The sequence below is a fragment of the Micromonospora sp. BL1 genome (genome assembly GCF_003667485.1).
Taxonomy (GTDB): Bacteria; Actinomycetota; Actinomycetes; order Mycobacteriales; family Micromonosporaceae; genus Micromonospora; species Micromonospora tulbaghiae.
This window is the reverse complement of sequence record NZ_RCVK01000158.1, coordinates 1-15,229: the sequence shown is the minus strand read 5'-3', so window position 1 is coordinate 15,229 and position 15,229 is coordinate 1. Positions and strand designations below refer to the sequence as shown.

General features: G+C 74.7%; 13 protein-coding genes. 8 read left to right on the top strand and 5 right to left on the bottom strand.

Annotation, left to right across the window (positions count from 1 at the left end):
* The first annotated feature begins 253 nt into the window (after positions 1-253).
* Together EAD96_RS05565 and EAD96_RS05560 are read left to right on the top strand one after the other, a co-directional pair.
* A complete protein-coding gene (locus EAD96_RS05565) occupies positions 254-1,513 on the top strand; it encodes a M48 family metallopeptidase (RefSeq protein ID WP_121683510.1) in 1,260 nt (419 codons plus the stop codon).
* Positions 1,510-2,634 carry a glycosyltransferase family 4 protein gene (locus tag EAD96_RS05560; RefSeq protein ID WP_121683509.1) on the top strand — a complete coding sequence of 375 codons (1,125 nt, stop codon included), beginning with the start codon at positions 1,510-1,512 and terminating at the stop codon, positions 2,632-2,634. The genes EAD96_RS05565 and EAD96_RS05560 overlap by 4 nt, the downstream gene beginning before the upstream one ends.
* A 101-nt stretch (positions 2,635-2,735) precedes the next feature.
* Here EAD96_RS05560 and EAD96_RS05555 read toward each other — a convergent pair whose 3' ends face one another.
* The 5 genes from EAD96_RS05555 to EAD96_RS05535 all read right to left on the bottom strand — a co-directional run bounded on the left by EAD96_RS05555 (position 2,736) and on the right by EAD96_RS05535 (position 9,688).
* Entirely contained in the window at positions 2,736-4,412 is a 1,677-nt protein-coding gene (locus EAD96_RS05555; protein ID WP_233585469.1) for a bifunctional diguanylate cyclase/phosphodiesterase, read from the bottom strand.
* 76 nt (positions 4,413-4,488) lie between these two features.
* Entirely contained in the window at positions 4,489-5,301 is an 813-nt protein-coding gene (locus EAD96_RS05550; RefSeq protein WP_120568771.1) for an SAM-dependent methyltransferase, read from the bottom strand.
* 199 nt (positions 5,302-5,500) lie between these two features.
* Positions 5,501-6,169, bottom strand: coding sequence for a response regulator transcription factor (locus tag EAD96_RS05545; RefSeq protein ID WP_013287678.1), 669 nt, complete (start codon positions 6,167-6,169; stop codon positions 5,501-5,503).
* Positions 6,170-6,176: 7 nt separating this feature from the next.
* Positions 6,177-7,871 carry a GAF domain-containing sensor histidine kinase gene (locus EAD96_RS05540; protein ID WP_121683507.1) on the bottom strand — a complete coding sequence of 565 codons (1,695 nt, stop codon included), beginning with the start codon at positions 7,869-7,871 and terminating at the stop codon, positions 6,177-6,179.
* 14 nt (positions 7,872-7,885) lie between these two features.
* The gene (locus EAD96_RS05535; protein ID WP_120573660.1) at positions 7,886-9,688 is read right to left on the bottom strand and encodes a long-chain fatty acid--CoA ligase; all 1,803 of its coding nucleotides are present in this window, start codon (positions 9,686-9,688) and stop codon (positions 7,886-7,888) included.
* 167 nt (positions 9,689-9,855) lie between these two features.
* Between EAD96_RS05535 and EAD96_RS05530 the strand changes: the two genes are divergently transcribed.
* From EAD96_RS05530 to EAD96_RS05505, 6 genes are all read left to right on the top strand, one after another.
* The gene (locus EAD96_RS05530; protein WP_121683506.1) at positions 9,856-10,329 is read left to right on the top strand and encodes an SRPBCC family protein; all 474 of its coding nucleotides are present in this window, start codon (positions 9,856-9,858) and stop codon (positions 10,327-10,329) included.
* Between the two features lie 21 nt (positions 10,330-10,350).
* On the top strand, positions 10,351-10,983 hold the full coding sequence (locus EAD96_RS05525) for a hypothetical protein (protein ID WP_121683505.1): 633 nt from the start codon (positions 10,351-10,353) through the stop codon (positions 10,981-10,983).
* Between the two features lie 73 nt (positions 10,984-11,056).
* Positions 11,057-12,004 (top strand): ROK family glucokinase, encoded by a 948-nt coding sequence (locus EAD96_RS05520; RefSeq protein ID WP_026267860.1) that lies wholly within the window; start codon positions 11,057-11,059, stop codon positions 12,002-12,004.
* A gap of 1 nt (position 12,005) precedes the next feature.
* Positions 12,006-12,704 (top strand): endonuclease/exonuclease/phosphatase family protein, encoded by a 699-nt coding sequence (locus tag EAD96_RS05515; RefSeq protein WP_120568775.1) that lies wholly within the window; start codon positions 12,006-12,008, stop codon positions 12,702-12,704.
* Positions 12,705-13,083: 379 nt separating this feature from the next.
* Positions 13,084-14,490 (top strand): NAD(P)/FAD-dependent oxidoreductase, encoded by a 1,407-nt coding sequence (locus EAD96_RS05510; protein ID WP_121683504.1) that lies wholly within the window; start codon positions 13,084-13,086, stop codon positions 14,488-14,490.
* A gap of 55 nt (positions 14,491-14,545) precedes the next feature.
* The coding region (locus EAD96_RS05505; RefSeq protein ID WP_121683503.1) for an alpha/beta hydrolase at positions 14,546-15,229 on the top strand (684 nt) is incomplete at its 3' end.

The following is a 15,229-nucleotide window of genomic DNA, read 5'->3' as shown; positions in this document are numbered from 1 at the left end:
CCGCCAGGCGCCGCCCAGGGCGCTGAGGGCAACCGCCGACCCGGGTCAGCCGCCCATCACCCGCTCACCGGGCTCTCGCGCCGCTCCGCATGGCTCCTCGTTACCCCGGTGACCGGACCGGCGCCCGTGCGGGCCACGCTGTCGGGTCGCGCGCCGGGCACGGCGCTCCGATCGACGGCCGGGCAATAGGATGGGCGGTCACGGCGGGAGGGAGCGGCATGACGCGGACGGGGCACGACGGCGGGGTGGGCCGGTGACCCCGCGCGCCTGGGCGCTGCTGACCCTGGCCGGCCTGGTGGTCGCGCTGCTCGTGGCGGTGGCGCTGCTGGTGCCGTGGAGCCGGCCGCCGGCGCCCCGCGCCGACCAGCTCGCGGCGCTACGGGATCTCCCGGCCGAGCAGGTGACCCGGGGCCGGGCCTTCCACGGCGCGCTGCGCCCGGCGGCCTGGTCGGCGCTGGCGGTCGGGCTGGTGGTGGCGGTGCTGCTCGGGCTGACCCCGCTGGGCGGGCGCCTGGTCGAACTGGTCGGCCGGCCCTTCGGCGGGCACTGGATCGCGCAGGCCGTGCTCGGCGGGCTGGCCGTCATGTTCCTCGCCGACCTGCTCACGCTGCCGTTCGCGGCCTGGCGCCGCACCGTGCTGGTCCGCTACGGGCTGAGCACCCAGAGCTGGGGCGGCTGGGCGGTCGACCTGCTCAAGTCGTACGCGGTCAGCGCGGTGATCGGCGCGCTGGTCCTGCTCGGCTTCTACACGGTGGTCCGGCTCGCCCCGCGCTGGTGGTGGGCGTTCGGCGCGGCCGGTGCGGCGGGCCTGGTGGTGGTGCTGTCGTTCGTGCTGCCGGTGCTGGTCGAGCCGGTGTTCAACCGGTTCACCCCGATGGAGCCGGGCCCGCTGCGCAGTGAGCTGACCGCGATGGCCGCCCGGGACGGCGTACCGGTGCGCGACGTGCTCGTCGCCGACGCGTCCCGGCGCACCAGCGCGGTGAACGCGTACGTCTCCGGGCTCGGCCCGACGCGGCGGGTGGTCGTCTACGACACGCTGCTGCGCGAGGCGGAACCGGCCGAGGTGACGAGCGTGGTCGCCCACGAGCTGGGGCACGCCAAGGACCGGGACGTGTGGACCGGCACGGTGCTCGGCGCGCTCGGCGCCGCCGCCGCTGTGGTGGCGCTCTACCTGATCGGCTCGTGGACGCCGCTGCTGCGGCTCGCGGGCGTCGACTCGATCGCCCAGCCCCGGGCGTTCCCGCTGCTGATCGCGTTGCTCACGGTCGCCGGGCTGCTGGCCACCCCGGTGCAGGCACTGGTCTCGCGCCGGATCGAGGCCCGCGCCGACGCCCACGCGCTGGCGCTCACCGGCGACCCGGCGACGTTCGAGGCGATGCAGCGGCGGCTCGCCGGGGTCAACCTGGCCGACCCCGACCCGCCGCGCTGGGAGCGCCTCTGGTCGGCGACCCACCCGTCCACAGTCGAGCGGATGGCCGCCGCCCGCGCCTACGCCAGGGAGTCCGGTCGATGAGCCGTACCTTGCTGATCACCAACGACTTCCCGCCGCGCCCCGGCGGCATCCAGTCGTTCGTGCACAACCTCGCGGTGCGGCAGCAGCCCGGCTCGGTGGTGGTGTACGCGTCGAGCTGGCGCGGGGCGGAGAAGTTCGACGCCGACCAGCCGTTCGAGGTGGTCCGGGAGCGGACCCGGGTGCTGCTGCCCACCCCGCTGATCGCCCGGCGGGCGGCGCGGCTGGCCCGCGCGTACGACTGCGACACCGTCTGGTTCGGCGCGGCGGCCCCGCTGGGGCTGCTCGCCGCGGGCCTGCGGCGACGGGCCGGGATCCGCCGGGCGGTGGCGCTGACCCACGGGCACGAGGTCGGCTGGGCGGCGCTCCCCGGCGCCCGGTCGGCGCTGCGCCGGATCGGCCGGGGCGTGGACGTGACCACCTACCTCGGCGAGTACACCCGGGCACGGCTGGCCCGCGTGCTGGACGGGCTGACCGAGCTGCGGCGGCTCGCACCCGGCGTGGACGTGGACACCTACCACCCGGAGGTCGACGGCGGGCGGGTCCGGTCGCGGCTCGGGCTGGCCGACCGGCCGGTGGTGGTGTGCGTGTCGCGGCTGGTGCCCCGCAAGGGCCAGGACATGCTGATCCGCGCGCTGCCGGAGATCCGCCGCCGGGTGCCCGACGCCGCGCTGCTCGTGGTCGGCGGCGGCCCGTACCGCTCCACGCTGGAGAAGCTGGCCCGGCAGACCGGCCTGGAACGCGACGTGGTCTTCACCGGCTCGGTGCCCTCGGCCGAACTGCCCGCCCACTACGCGGCCGGCGACGTCTACGCGATGCCGTGCCGCACCCGCAACCGCGGGCTGGACGTGGAGGGCCTCGGGATCGTCTACCTGGAGGCGAGCGCGACCGGGCTGCCGGTGGTGGCCGGTGACTCCGGCGGCGCGCCGGACGCGGTCCGCGAGGGGGAGACCGGGTACGTGGTCGGGGGCCGGGACGTGACCCAGCTCGCCGACCGGGTGGCCACGCTGCTCGCCGACCGGGACCTGGCCCGGCAGTTCGGCGCCGCCGGCCGCGCCTGGGTGGAGCGGGAGTGGCGCTGGGAGACGCAGGCGCAGCGCATGGCCGCCCTGCTGGCCGGCTGACCGCGCGCCGGCCGGGCCAAGGCCACGGGCCGGCAAGGCTCAAAAGGCCGCGCGCCGGCCGGGCCAGGAGGCGACGGGCCGGCCGGGCTCGGAAGGCCGGGTCAGGAGGCCGCGTCGACGTGGGCGGGCACCCGGCCCAGGTGCGGTGCGGCCGGGCCGGGACGGCCGAAGTGCCAGCCCTGCCCGGCGTCGCAGCCGATCGCGCGCAGCCGGTCCGCCTGGTCGGCCGTTTCCACGCCCTCGGCGGTGACGGTGAGGCCCAACGCGTGCGCCAGCGACACCAGCGAGGCGAGGATCCGCTCGTCGGTGCCGCTGCCCGGCGCGCGCAGGCCGGTCACGAACTCGCCCGCCACCTTCAGCTCGTCGACCGGCAGGTCCCGCAGGTACGCGAGGTTGCAGTAGCCGGTGCCGAAGTCGTCGATGGCGACCCGGACACCGAGGTCGCCGAGCACCCGCAGGGCGCGCACCGGCTCGACGACGGTGCTCATCATGGTGCTCTCGGTGATCTCCAGTTGCAGCCGGTGCGGCGGCAGGCCGGTGCGCCCGAGCACGCCGCGTACCTCGGTCACCAGGTCGCTGCGGTGCAACTGCCGGACGGCGAGGTTGACGCTGACGAACGGCGCGTCGCCGTCCGCGCCGGGCCAGGTGCCCGCCTCGCGGCACGCCTCGGCCAGCACCCAGCTGCCCAGCCGGACGATCAGCCCGGTCTCCTCGGCCAGCGGGATGAAGCTGTCCGGCCGCAGCACACCCAGCTCCGGGTGCCGCCAGCGCACCAGCGCCTCCATGCCGAGCACCCGCCCGTCGCGCAACGACGTCAGCGGCTGGTAGTCGAGGTAGAACTCGCCCCGGTCCAGCGCGGCGGGGATCGCCGCGGACAGCGCGTACCGGGCCAGCTCGCGGCGGTTGCGGTCGGCGTCGAACAGCGACCAGCGGGCCCCGCCGGCGGCCTTGGCCCAGTGCAGCGTGCTGTCGGCCGCGCGCATCAGGTCCATCGGCGAGGTGCCCGCGACCGGGCGCTCCACGATGCCGATGCTCGCGGACACGGTCAGCTCGTGGCCGTCGACGAGCGCCGGCTCGCGTACCGCGGCGAGCGCCGCCTCGGCGACCTTCACCGCGTCGTCGGTGCCGGCGGTGCGCTCGACCAGGATCACGAACTCGTCGCCGCCGAGCCGCGCCACCAGGTGCTCGCCGAGCGCCCGGTGCAGGCGCTGGGCCACCGTCACCAGCAGTGAGTCGCCGACCTGGTGGCCCAGGGAGTCGTTGACCACCTTGAACCGGTCCAGGTCGAGGAAGCACACACCGACCCGGTCGGCGCCCCGGCCCGGCGCGGTGATCGCGGCGGTCAGCCGTTCGGTGAACAGCGTGCGGTTCGGCAGGCCGGTGAGCGGGTCGTGGGTGGCCTGGTGCCGGAACCGGGCCTCGCTGTCGCGCAGCGCCCGTTCTGCCTGCGCACGGGCCATCATGGCGGCCCGGCGGATGGACTCCTGCTCGTCGAGCGTGCGGTCGCGCAGGGCGCGGGCGTACCCGGTGGCGACGGTGGCGAGCAGCCGCGCCATCCGGTCCTCGACGTCGTCGACGACCAGGTCGAGGTCGCGGACCAGGCGCAGCTGGATCACCTCGACGGTGCGGCCCAGCCCTTCCGCGGACGCGATGTGCGCGTGCACCAGCTCCGCGCCGACCTGCTGGCCGATCCGCAGGTCGAACGGCTCGGCGCGCAGCGCCTGGGCCAGCCGCTCGGTGAGCCGTTGCAGCATCTCCTCCAGCTGCGACTGCGTCATCGGCAGGTAGCTGGTGCCGGACACCGCCTTGGCCCAGGCCCGGGCGAACACGCCGGGCCGGCAGCGGGCAGCGTCGTCACCCACCGAGCCGCCCGACCCCGCCCATGAAGACGGCCCGTTCGGCGTTCTCCGCCTGGTCGGGGGAGTCCGGCCGCCACTGCGGCACCCACACCACACCCGGGTCGACCAGCTCGAAGCCGTCGAACAGCGCGGTCAGCTCGGCCCGGCTGCGGATCCAGAGCTGGCTGTCGGTACGCCGGTAGACCCGCTCCGCCTCGGCCCGCTCGCCGGTGCCGTCGCGGCCCTCCTCGCTGGCCTGGGAGAGCACCAGGTGGCTGCCGGGCGCCAGCGCCCCGCGCAGCGTCCGGAGGATCTCCTCGGGGCGGTCGGCGTCCGGCACGAAGTGCAGCACCGCCACGATCATCACGGCGACCGGCCGGGAGAAGTCCAGCAGCCGGGTGACCTCCGGGTGGGCCAGGATCGCCTCCGGGTTGCGCAGGTCCTCCTGGAGCACAGTGGCGTGCGCGTTGCCGGCCAGGATCTCCTGGCTGTGCGCCACCGCCACCGGGTCCACGTCGACGTAGACCACCCGCGACTCCGGATCGATCCGCTGGGCGATCTCGTGCACGTTGCCGACGGTCGGGATGCCGGAGCCGATGTCCAGGAACTGGCGGACGCCGGCCTGGGCGAGGTACTGCACCGCCCGGCGCAGGAACGCGCGGTTGGCCTGCGCCATCAGCGGCGCCTCCGGCACCGCCTCGACCATCGCGCGGGCGGCGGCCCGGTCGGCCGCGAAGTTGTGCGAGCCGCCGAGGTAGTAGTCGTACATGCGGGCGACGCTGGGGCGCTCGATGTCGATCGTCTCGGGTGCCCAGTCCGGCCGCTGCATGTCCTGCCCCTCGGATGTCGGCGACACGCGGTCGTCACCGCCGCGCGGATCACCCGGGTATTCTGCCCCTCCGCCGTCGCGGTGCAAAGACCGTCGTCGCTGTGCGTCCGGCCGGTCACCGTACGCGACCACCCCGTGGGCGGGAACGCCGAGAGGCCCACGTCCGTGACGGACGGGGCCTCTTCCGGCGGTGCGCCTGTCAGAACTTCGGGGCGTCCGGGGCCTCCAGCAGCCCCAGCCGCAGCGCGGTCATCAGGGCCTGGGCCCGGTTGGCCGCGCCGAGCTTCTCGTAGAGCTTCGAGATGTGGGTCTTGGCGGTCGACTCGCTGACGAACAGCTGCTTGGCGATGCCGGCCACGCTCATGCCGTCGGCGAGCAGCCGCAGCACCTGGCCCTCACGGGGGGACAGCTGCGGGCCGGACGGCGCCAGCCGGCGCTTCATCGCCTCGGCCAGGTCGGCCGCGGTGAACGCGCTGGGGGAGGAGGCGGCGTGCCGGGCGGCGGCCACCACCTCGTCGGCCGGGGCGGTCTTCGGCACGAACGCGCTCGCGCCCGCCTCCAGGGCGCCGAAGAGCTGGTCGTCGCCGGCGTACATGGTCAGCACGACGATGCCCATGGACGCGCTGGACTTGCGCAGGGCGCGGGTGGCCTCCAGGCCGCTGCCGTCGGGCAGGCGGAGGTCCATGATCACCACGTCGGGCTGGAGCGCGCCGGCCTGACGCACGCCCTCCGCCGCGGTGGCCGCCTCGCCCACGACCTCGAACTGGCGGTCGCGCTCGAACGCGTGACGCAGCCCCTTGCGGATGAGGTCGTGATCGTCGACCAGGAGAACCTTGGTACGGGTGGCCGGTGTCGGACTGCTGGTCATCCTCGGGTTACTCCCCTTCTGCTGCTGCGGCGCTGCCGCGCACCTTATCGCGCCGGGGCGACGAACCGAGCACCACCGCCACAGTCGTCCCACTAGGCTGTCGCGGCCTGATCTCCAACCGGCCTCGGATACGTTCCGCCCTCTCGGCCATGATCGCAAGGCCATAGTGCCCGTCCGGGCGCTGGTCACCGATGCCGTGACCGTCATCCGACACTTCGATTCGGGTGTACGGGGGATCCACCTCGCACGTGACCCACAGGTTCGACGCGCCGGCGTGCTTGCGCGCGTTGGTCACCGCCTCCTGCGCGATGCGCAGCAACTCGGCCTCGGTGGCGGCCGGCAGCCGGGCGGTGGACTCGTCCAGCGACAGGTGCACCCGCAGGCCGCCGGAGGCGCCCACCGTGCGGGCGTACTCGGCGATGGCGGCGGCCAGGCCACCGTGCCGGTCGACCTCGCTGCGCAGCTCGAACAGGCTCAGCCGCAGCTCGGTGATCACCCGGGTGACCTCCTGGCGCAGCGTGCGCAGCGAGTCGGCGGTCTCGTCCGCGTCCTCGTGCACGGTGGCCAGCGCGTTGTCGATGCCATACCCGACCATGACCAGTTCCTGGGCGACCCCGTCGTGGATCTCCCGGGCCAGCCGCTGCCGCTCCTCGTTCGTCGCCAGCGAGCGCACCTCGTCGAAGAGGAGCGCGGCCTCCAGCCGCAGCGCCGCCGGGCCGGTCAGCGCCGTCACCCGGGACACCACCGGCGGCGGGTACGCGGCGGCGGTGTCCGCCTCGATCACCACCAGGCCGACCGTGCGCACGCCCGCCACCAGCGGGACGATCAGCGCGGAGACCTCGCCGGAGTGCCGGGACCGGGCCTGCGAGCGGGCCGAGACGGTCGGCTGCTGGGTGGCCCAGGCGTCGGCGATGGCGGAGTCGGCGTCGAGCGTGGTCTCCCAGTCGACCCGGTCCGCGCCGATCTGCGCGAGCACCACGAGCCGGCCGCCGCCGCTGGCGGACAGCACCGCGCCCCGGTCGGTCTTGGCGACCACCCGCAGCTCCTCCAGCAGGTGCTCGGAGATGCCGCCCGGGTCCAGGGTGGCGCCGGGCAGCTGCCGGGCGACCGTACGGAGCTGGGTGAGCAGGCGGGTCGCCTCGGCGTACGGCTGGGGTTTGCCCTCGCCGCGCACCCGCATGACGCGCTGGAGCGTGCCCGCGGTGTAGAGGCCGAGACCGGCCAGGATCAGCCACTGGGCGCAGACCGCGAGGTAGCCGACCTGGCCGAGCTGCGGCCCGCCGTCGACCTGCGTGAACGCGGCGCTGGCCAGCAGCGTCGCCGCCGCCACGGCGAGCAGCGCGGCGCCCTCGCGGAACCGGCGGCTCAGCGCGGTCACGGTGACCGGCACGGCGAGGTACGGCAGCACCGCCGAGGCGCCCAGCCCGCCGGTCACGCCGGACAGATGGGTGTCGGCGGCGACCTGGCTGGCGGCCAGCCCGAGCACCAGCACCTCGGCGAAGCGGCTGATCGGGGCGAGCAGCCGGTGCTGGGGGGCGAGCACGGCGGGCAGGCCGGCGGCGCCCAGCAGCGCGATCCACCAGAGCTGGGTGGCGTCGCGGGTGGCGAACAGGGTCAGGGCGGCGACCAGCGCGAGGAGGACCGCGCGGGCCGCCGCCGCGAGCGGCTGCGTCGACGGCTGGCGGGATGTGGAGGCGGGCACGTGACGGATGGTAGTCAGCCCCGGTAGATCTCGGCGATCTCCGAGGCGTACGTCTTGTGCACGACCTGACGCTTCACCTTCAGCGACGGGGTCAGCTCGCCGGTGGTCTCGGTGAAGTCCTGCGGCAGGATCCGGAACACCTTGATCGCCTCGGCCTTGGAGACCGCCTGGTTGGCCTGGTCGATCGCGGACTGCACCTCGGCGCGCAGCGCCGCGTCCTCGCGCAGCTCGGCGATGCTCGTGGTCTCCGGGCGCCCCTGCCCGGCCAGCCACTTCGGCAGCGCCTCCTCGTCGATGGTGACCAGCGCGGCGATGAACGGCTGCCGGTCGCCGACCACCACGCACTGGCTGATCAGCGGGTGCGCCCGTACCTGGTCCTCCAGCACCGCCGGGGCGACGTTCTTGCCGCCGGCGGTCACGATGATCTCCTTCTTCCGGCCGGTGATGCTCAGGTAGCCGTCCTCGTCGAGCTGCCCGAGGTCGCCGGTGCGGAACCAGCCGTCGGTGGTGATCGCCTCGGCGGTGGCCGCGTCGTTGTGCCAGTACCCCTGGAAGACGATGTCGCCGGCGATCAGGACCTCGCCGTCGTCGTCGATCCGGATGGTGACGCCGGGCAGCGGGCGGCCGACGGTGCCGATCCGGGTGCCGGTGGGCAGGTTGGCGGCGGCGGCCGGCGAGGTCTCGGTGAGGCCGTAGCCCTCGCAGATGGTCACCCCGACGCCGCGGAAGAAGTGCCCGAGCCGCGCGCCGAGCGGCGCGCCGCCGGAGATGGCGTCGCGGCACCGGCCGCCCATCGCCGCCCGCAGCTTGCGGTAGACCAGCTTGTCGAAGAGGGCGTGCTGCGCGCGCAGCCCCAGGCCCGGGCCGCCGGGCAGCTCCTGGGCCTCGCTCCACGCGATGGCGACCTTCTCCGCGCGGTCGAAGATCTTGCCCTTCCCCTCGGCCTCGGCCTTCTGCCGCGCGCCGTTGTAGACCTTCTCGAAGACCCGGGGTACGGAGAGCACGAACGTCGGCTTGAAGTCCTGGAGCTCGGCGACCAGGTCCTTGGTGTCCGCGCAGTGGGCCATGGTGGCCCGGGCGTGCACCACGCCGACCTGGATGAGCCGGGCGAAGGCGTGCGCGAGCGGCAGGAACAGCAGGGTGGAGGCGCCCTGGCGGAACAGGTTCGGCAGCACCGGCACCGCGTTGGCGATGTCGGAGTAGATGTTGCGGTGGGTCAGCACGCAGCCCTTGGGCCGGCCGGTGGTGCCGCTGGTGTAGATGATCGTGGCGACGTCGTCGGCCTTCGACAGCGAGCGGCGGGTCTCCACCTCGGCCCGGTCCACCGACGCGCCGGCGGCGACCAGGTCGTCGACCGCGCCCAGCTCGATCTGCCAGACCTCGCGCAGCTCGGGCAGCCGGTCGCGGACGCCGGCGACCAGGGTGGCGTGCGCGGTGCTCTCCACCACGACGGCGACGGCGCCGGAGTCGCCGAGGATCCAGGCGGCCTGCTCGGCGCTGGAGGTCTCGTAGATCGGCACGGTCACCGCGCCGGCCGCCCAGATCGCGTAGTCGAGCAGCGTCCACTCGTAGCGGGTGCGGCTCATCAGGCCGACCCGGTCACCGGGGGAGACGCCCGCGGCGATCAGGCCCTGCGCCACCGCCACCACCTCGTCGCGGAACTGGCGGCAGGTGACCTCCTCGCGCGCGCCCGTCCCCGCGCCGGGGCGGACGAACTGCACGGTGTCCGGGGCGACCTCGGCGTTTTCCCAGACCGGGTCGGTCAGGTTGGCCGCGTCGCCGACGGTGACGATCGGCGGGACGGAGAACTCGCGCACCTGCACTCCCTCGTGCTCTACCGGCGGGGGGCCGGCCTGGTCGGCTCTGTCGAAACCTACCCGCACACCCCCGGGGGTCGACCAGGGAGGTTGCCCGCCCGGCTGGTGGGACGCCGTCCGGCGGGTGGAGCGGGACCGGCCGGTGGGCGGCCGGGTAGCCTCCCCCCATGGCGGACTCCTCCACCCAGTCGATCATCATCGGCGCGTCACCGGACCGGGTGGCGGCCGTCATCTGCGACTTCCCGAGTTATCCCGAGTGGGCCGAGGCGGTACGCCGGGCCGAGGTGATCGAGGAGTACGAGGACGGCTACGCCAGCCAGGTCCGGTTCACGCTCGACGCGGGCGTGATGGCCGACGAGTACGTGCTGGCCTACGAGTACGCCGAGGACATCTCCCGGATCGAGTGGCACCTGGTCGCCCCGTCGAAGATGCAGCGCTCCCAGCGCGGGTCGTACGACCTGGCGGGCAACCCGGACGGGACGACCACGGTGACCTACACCCTCGAGGTGGAGCTGTCCGTGGCGATGCTCGGCATGTTCCGCCGCAAGGCCGAGAAAATGATCATGGATGCGGCGTTGAAGCAGCTCAAGCGCCGGGTAGAAGCACCCGGTGCGGCGCAGGAGACCCGACCGTCCCGGTAGTCAAGCTGGAGGAGCCGAACCATGGGCACCACTGATCCGGGTTCGGCCCGGGAAGAGGCCGAGCGCCTCGTCGCCACACTGCTCGCCGGCGCGAAGATGGCCGCCGCCGCACCGGGCTCCGGTGCCCTGGGTCCGCTCGGTGGGATCCTCTCCGGTGTGCTCGGTCACACCCCGCCGGGTGCCGCTTCCGCCCCGAAGACCGCCGCGCCCGCCGGTTTCGCCACCGGCTCGCCGGAATGCTGTGTCTGCCCCGTCTGTCGCGGTATCGCCGCGTTGCGGGATCCGAGTCCGGAATTCGCCGAGCGGCTCGCCACCGGTGCCGGGGACCTGGCGGCCGGGGTGGCCAGCCTGCTGCGCGCCTTCACCCCGGCCGAGCCGGAGCGCCCCGCCGACGGCACCGCCGCGCCGGACGGATCCGGGGACCACGTGTGGCGCGAGGCGACCCGTACCGGGCATGATTCTCAGCCGGCACCCGAGCAGGACGTGTGGTCCGCCGCCACCCGGGGGGAGGGCGCGGCCGATTCGGGTGCCGCCGCCGACGCCGCCGGGCCGCCGGAGCCGGGAACGAGCCGGCCACCGGCCGGCCGTCCCGTGGTGCCCGCCTCGCGGGCGTCCGGAGAGGTGGGCGCGGACGCACCAGGCGACGGAGCCTGACCACCGGACATCCCGGGACCGTACGGCCGGTTCGGCCGGTCCCCGGGCAGCACAGCAGAGGGGAGTGGCAGCGGTGACGCTGACCATCGGAGTCGACGTCGGTGGCACGAAGGTGGCCGGCGGTGTCGTGGACGACGCCGGCACGGTACTCGTGCAGACGCGACGGGACACCCCCGCCGACGACGTGGCCAAGACCCGCGACGTCATCATCGAGGTGGTCACCGAACTGGCCGCCGGCCACGCCGTCGAGGCGGTCGGCATCGGCGCGGCCGGCTGGATCGACGCCTCCCGCTCCACAGTGCTGTTCGCCCCGAACCTGGCCTGGCGGGACGAGCCGCTGCGCACGTACGTCGGCGACGCCACCGGCCTGCCGGTGATCGTGGAGAACGACGGAAACGTGGCCGCCTGGGCGGAGTTCCGCTACGGCGCGGCCCGCGACGCCGACGACTCGATGGTCATGTTCACTATCGGCACCGGTGTCGGCGGCGGCATCGTGCTCGGCGGTGGCCTGGTCCGCGGCGCCAACGGCATCGCCGCCGAGCTGGGCCACATGCTCACCGTGCCGGACGGCCACCAGTGCGGCTGCGGCCGGCTGGGCTGCATCGAGCAGTACGCCAGCGGCAGCGCCCTGGTCCGCTTCGCCCGCGCCGCCGCCCGGCAGGAGCCGCACCGGGCCACCGCGTTGCTGGAGCTGGCCGGGGGCGAGGCCGAGACCATCACCGGCCCGATGGTGACCGCCGCGGCCAAGGGCGGCGACCCGGTCTCCACCGAGGCGTTCGCCCAGGTCGGCCGCTGGCTCGGCACCAGCCTCGCCGACATGGCGCAGATCCTCGACCCGCAGGTGCTGGTGGTCGGCGGCGGCGTGATCGACGCCGGTGACCTGCTGCTCGGCCCGACCCGGCGGTCGTTCGCCGACGCGCTGGCCCAGCGCAGCCGCCTGCCCGTCGCGGAGGTACGCCCGGCCGAGCTGGGCAACACCGCGGGCGTGATCGGCGCCGCCGACCTGGCCCGGCGGATCTGACATGACGGATACGGGTGTGCCGCTGCGGGTCCTGTCGTACAACATCCACAGCCAGCGCGACGACACCGCCGCGCTGGCGGAGGTGGTCCGGACGGCGGCCCCGGACGTGGTGATCGTCCAGGAGGGACCGCGCCGGTTCCGGTGGCGGCAGAAGACCGCCGCGCTGGCCGAGTCGTTCGGCATGGTGGTGGCGGCCGGTGGCCTGCCGTCGCTGGGCAACGTGCTGCTGACCAGCCTGCGGCTGCGCGTCGTCGACACCAGGTGCCAGCGGTACCCGCTGACGCCGGGACGGCACATGCGCGGTGCCGCGTACGCGCAGTGCCGCGTCGGCGGCGTCGACGTGCTGCTGGCCGGCTCGCACCTGTCCACCGACCCGGCCGAGCGTCCGGCCCAGGCGGCGGCGTTCAAGCGGGAGCTGGCCGCGTCCACGCTGCCCGTGGTGGCCGGCGCGGACATCAACGAGGGCCCGGACGGGCCGGCCTGGCAGACGCTCGCCGAAGGGCTCACCGACACGGCGCTCGCCGCCGACCGCGCCGACCGGCTCACGTTCTCCTGCGCCGACCCGCGCCGCCGTATCGACGCGCTGTTCGTCGACCCCCGGATCACGGTGGTCGACTACGACGTGGTGGACACCCCTGCGGCCCGCCGGGCCAGCGACCACTTCCCGGTCCTGGTCGACCTGCTGCTGCCCACCGCCTGACCGGCACGGCCCGCCGGGCCGTGACGCACGGTCAGGTCCCAGCGGCCGGCGGGCCAACCGCTTCGCCGCCTTTGCTCTGCCGCCATATACGCACCAGCTACCCGCCGTGACCGGCGGCCCGCGTCCCGGCCGGACGGCCGCGAGACATCGGCCCAGCTCCCGGTGGTGCTGCGTCCGTGGCTGCAGAGCAAAGGGCGAAAGAGGGTACGCCTCCGGCGCAGCCGGTCCACTCACGCTCGGTGACCGGCCCGGCGGTGACGCTGCGTCAGGGGGACCGGGCGGGTGGGCGGCGCCGGAGCCGGTGGCTGGACAACGGCGGGCATTCTCGGCAGGATTTCGCTCCGACCCGGCACGCGTGCCGCACAAAGGAGAATTCGCGGTGTCCTCCTCCACCGACCCCGGCCGCCCCGATCCGGACCGGACGGACGTCCCGGTCCGCGACGACCGCCCGGTCTCCGACCGCGGCGACACGGTCTGCGTCATCGGCGCCGGCGCCAGCGGCCTGACCGCCGTGAAGAACCTGCGCGAGGCCGGCTTCGGCGTCGACTGCTACGAGCGGGAGACCGGCGTCGGCGGCGCCTGGAACTGGCGGCACGACCGCAGCCCGGTGTACGGCAGCACCCACCTGATCTCGTCCCGGCCGTTCACCCAGTTCCCCGACTTCCCGATGCCGGACGACTGGCCGGACTACCCGCACCACAGCCAGCTGCTGTCCTACTTCGAGCGGTACGCCGACCACTTCGACCTGCGCCAGCACGTCTGGTTCGGCACCGAGGTGGTCCGCGTCGAACCGGTCGAGGGGGACCGCTGGGACGTGACCACGCGCAGCACCGGCGGCTACGGCCCCGAGCGCACCTCCCGGTACGCCGCGGTGGTGCTCGCCAACGGCCACAACTGGTCGCCGAAGCTGCCCCGCTACGAAGGGCTGGAGGAGTTCCGCGGCGAGGTCATGCACGCCTCGTCCTACAAGGACCCGGCACAGTTGCGCGGCAAGCGGGTGCTCGTGGTCGGTGCCGGCAACACCGGCTGCGACATCGCGGTCGAGGCGGCCCAGCAGGCGTCGCACTGCTGGCACTCGACCCGCCGCGGCTACTGGTACGCCCCGAAGTACGTCCTCGGCCGCCCCGCCGACCAGGTGAACGACACGCTGCTGGCGCTGCGGGTGCCGTTGCGCGTACGGCAGTGGCTCTACCACTGGACGCTGCGCCTGACCGTCGGCGACCTGACCCGGTTCGGCATGCCGAAGCCCGACCACCGCGTCTACGAGACGCACCCGATCGCCAACAGCCAGCTCGTCTACTACGTCGGCCACGGCGAGATCACCCCGGTGCCGGACGTGGCCCGGTTCGACGACCGCGCCGTGGAGCTGACCGACGGTCGGCGCATCGACCCGGAGCTGGTCGTCTTCGCCACCGGCTACCTGCCGCGCTTCGAGTTCCTCAAGGGCCGGGTGCTCGGCGACGAGGACGGCTCCGGGCGACCCCGGCTGTGGCTCAACGCGTTCACCGCCGGTCATCCCACCCTCGCCGTGGTCGGCCTGGTGCAGCCGGACTCCGGCATCTTCCCGATCTCGCACTGGCAGAGCGTGCTGTTCGCCCGGCTGCTCACGCTGCGCGCCACCCGGCCGGAGCGGGCCGCCGCGTTCGACCGCAAGGTCCGGGAGGGTCTGGGCGAGCGGTACTCGGCGAAGGTCAAGGACAGCACCCGGCACTGGTTCGAGGTCGGGCACGCCGACTACCTGCGGGCGCTCCAGCGGGCGCTGCACGAGCTGGAGGGCACCAGGTGAGCGCGAGGAACGCAGCGCAGCGGAGTCCCGCAGTCGCGAACGAAGGGCAGGCACGGTGACCGCCGAGCGGGTGCGGGTGGTCCGGTCCTGGGAGTGGGCCCGGCCCGAGCGGGCCGCCCGCCGCGAGGTGCTCGCCGCCGTACCGGAGCGGGAGGAGGCGAAGCCGCCGCTGCTGTTCGTGCCCGGGTTCGGGCACGGCGCGTGGGCGTTCGCCGAGCACTGGCTGGGGCACGCCGCCGGTCGCGGCTTCCCGGCGTACGCGCTGAGCCTGCGCGGGCACGGCGGCAGCGAGCCGGCGCCGGAGGCGACGCTGCGGTCGTACACCCATGACGTGACGCAGGTGGCGGCGAGCCTGCCGCGGCAGGCGGTGCTGGTGGGGCACGGTGCCGGCGCCCGGGTCGTGGCGCACGCGATGGCCCGCTACCCGGCGCGGGCCGCGGTGCTGGTGGCGCCGGTGCTCGGCGGCTGGGGGACGTTCGGGACGGCGTTGCGGCGCAATCCGGTCGGCACGGTGCCGGCGGTCTTCGGCGCCGGGCTGCGGCTCAACCGGCGGCAGCTGTTCAGCCGGGAACTGCCGGACGCCGACGCGCGGCGGCACCTGGCCCGGCTGGGCCGGGCCGGGCGGCGGGCGCAGTGGCAGCTGCTGACCGGCCGGTCGCCGGAGCCGGCGGTGGGCCGCCCACCGGTGCTGGTGCTCGGCAGTCCGGACGACCGGGTGCTGCCGGCCACGGCCCTGACC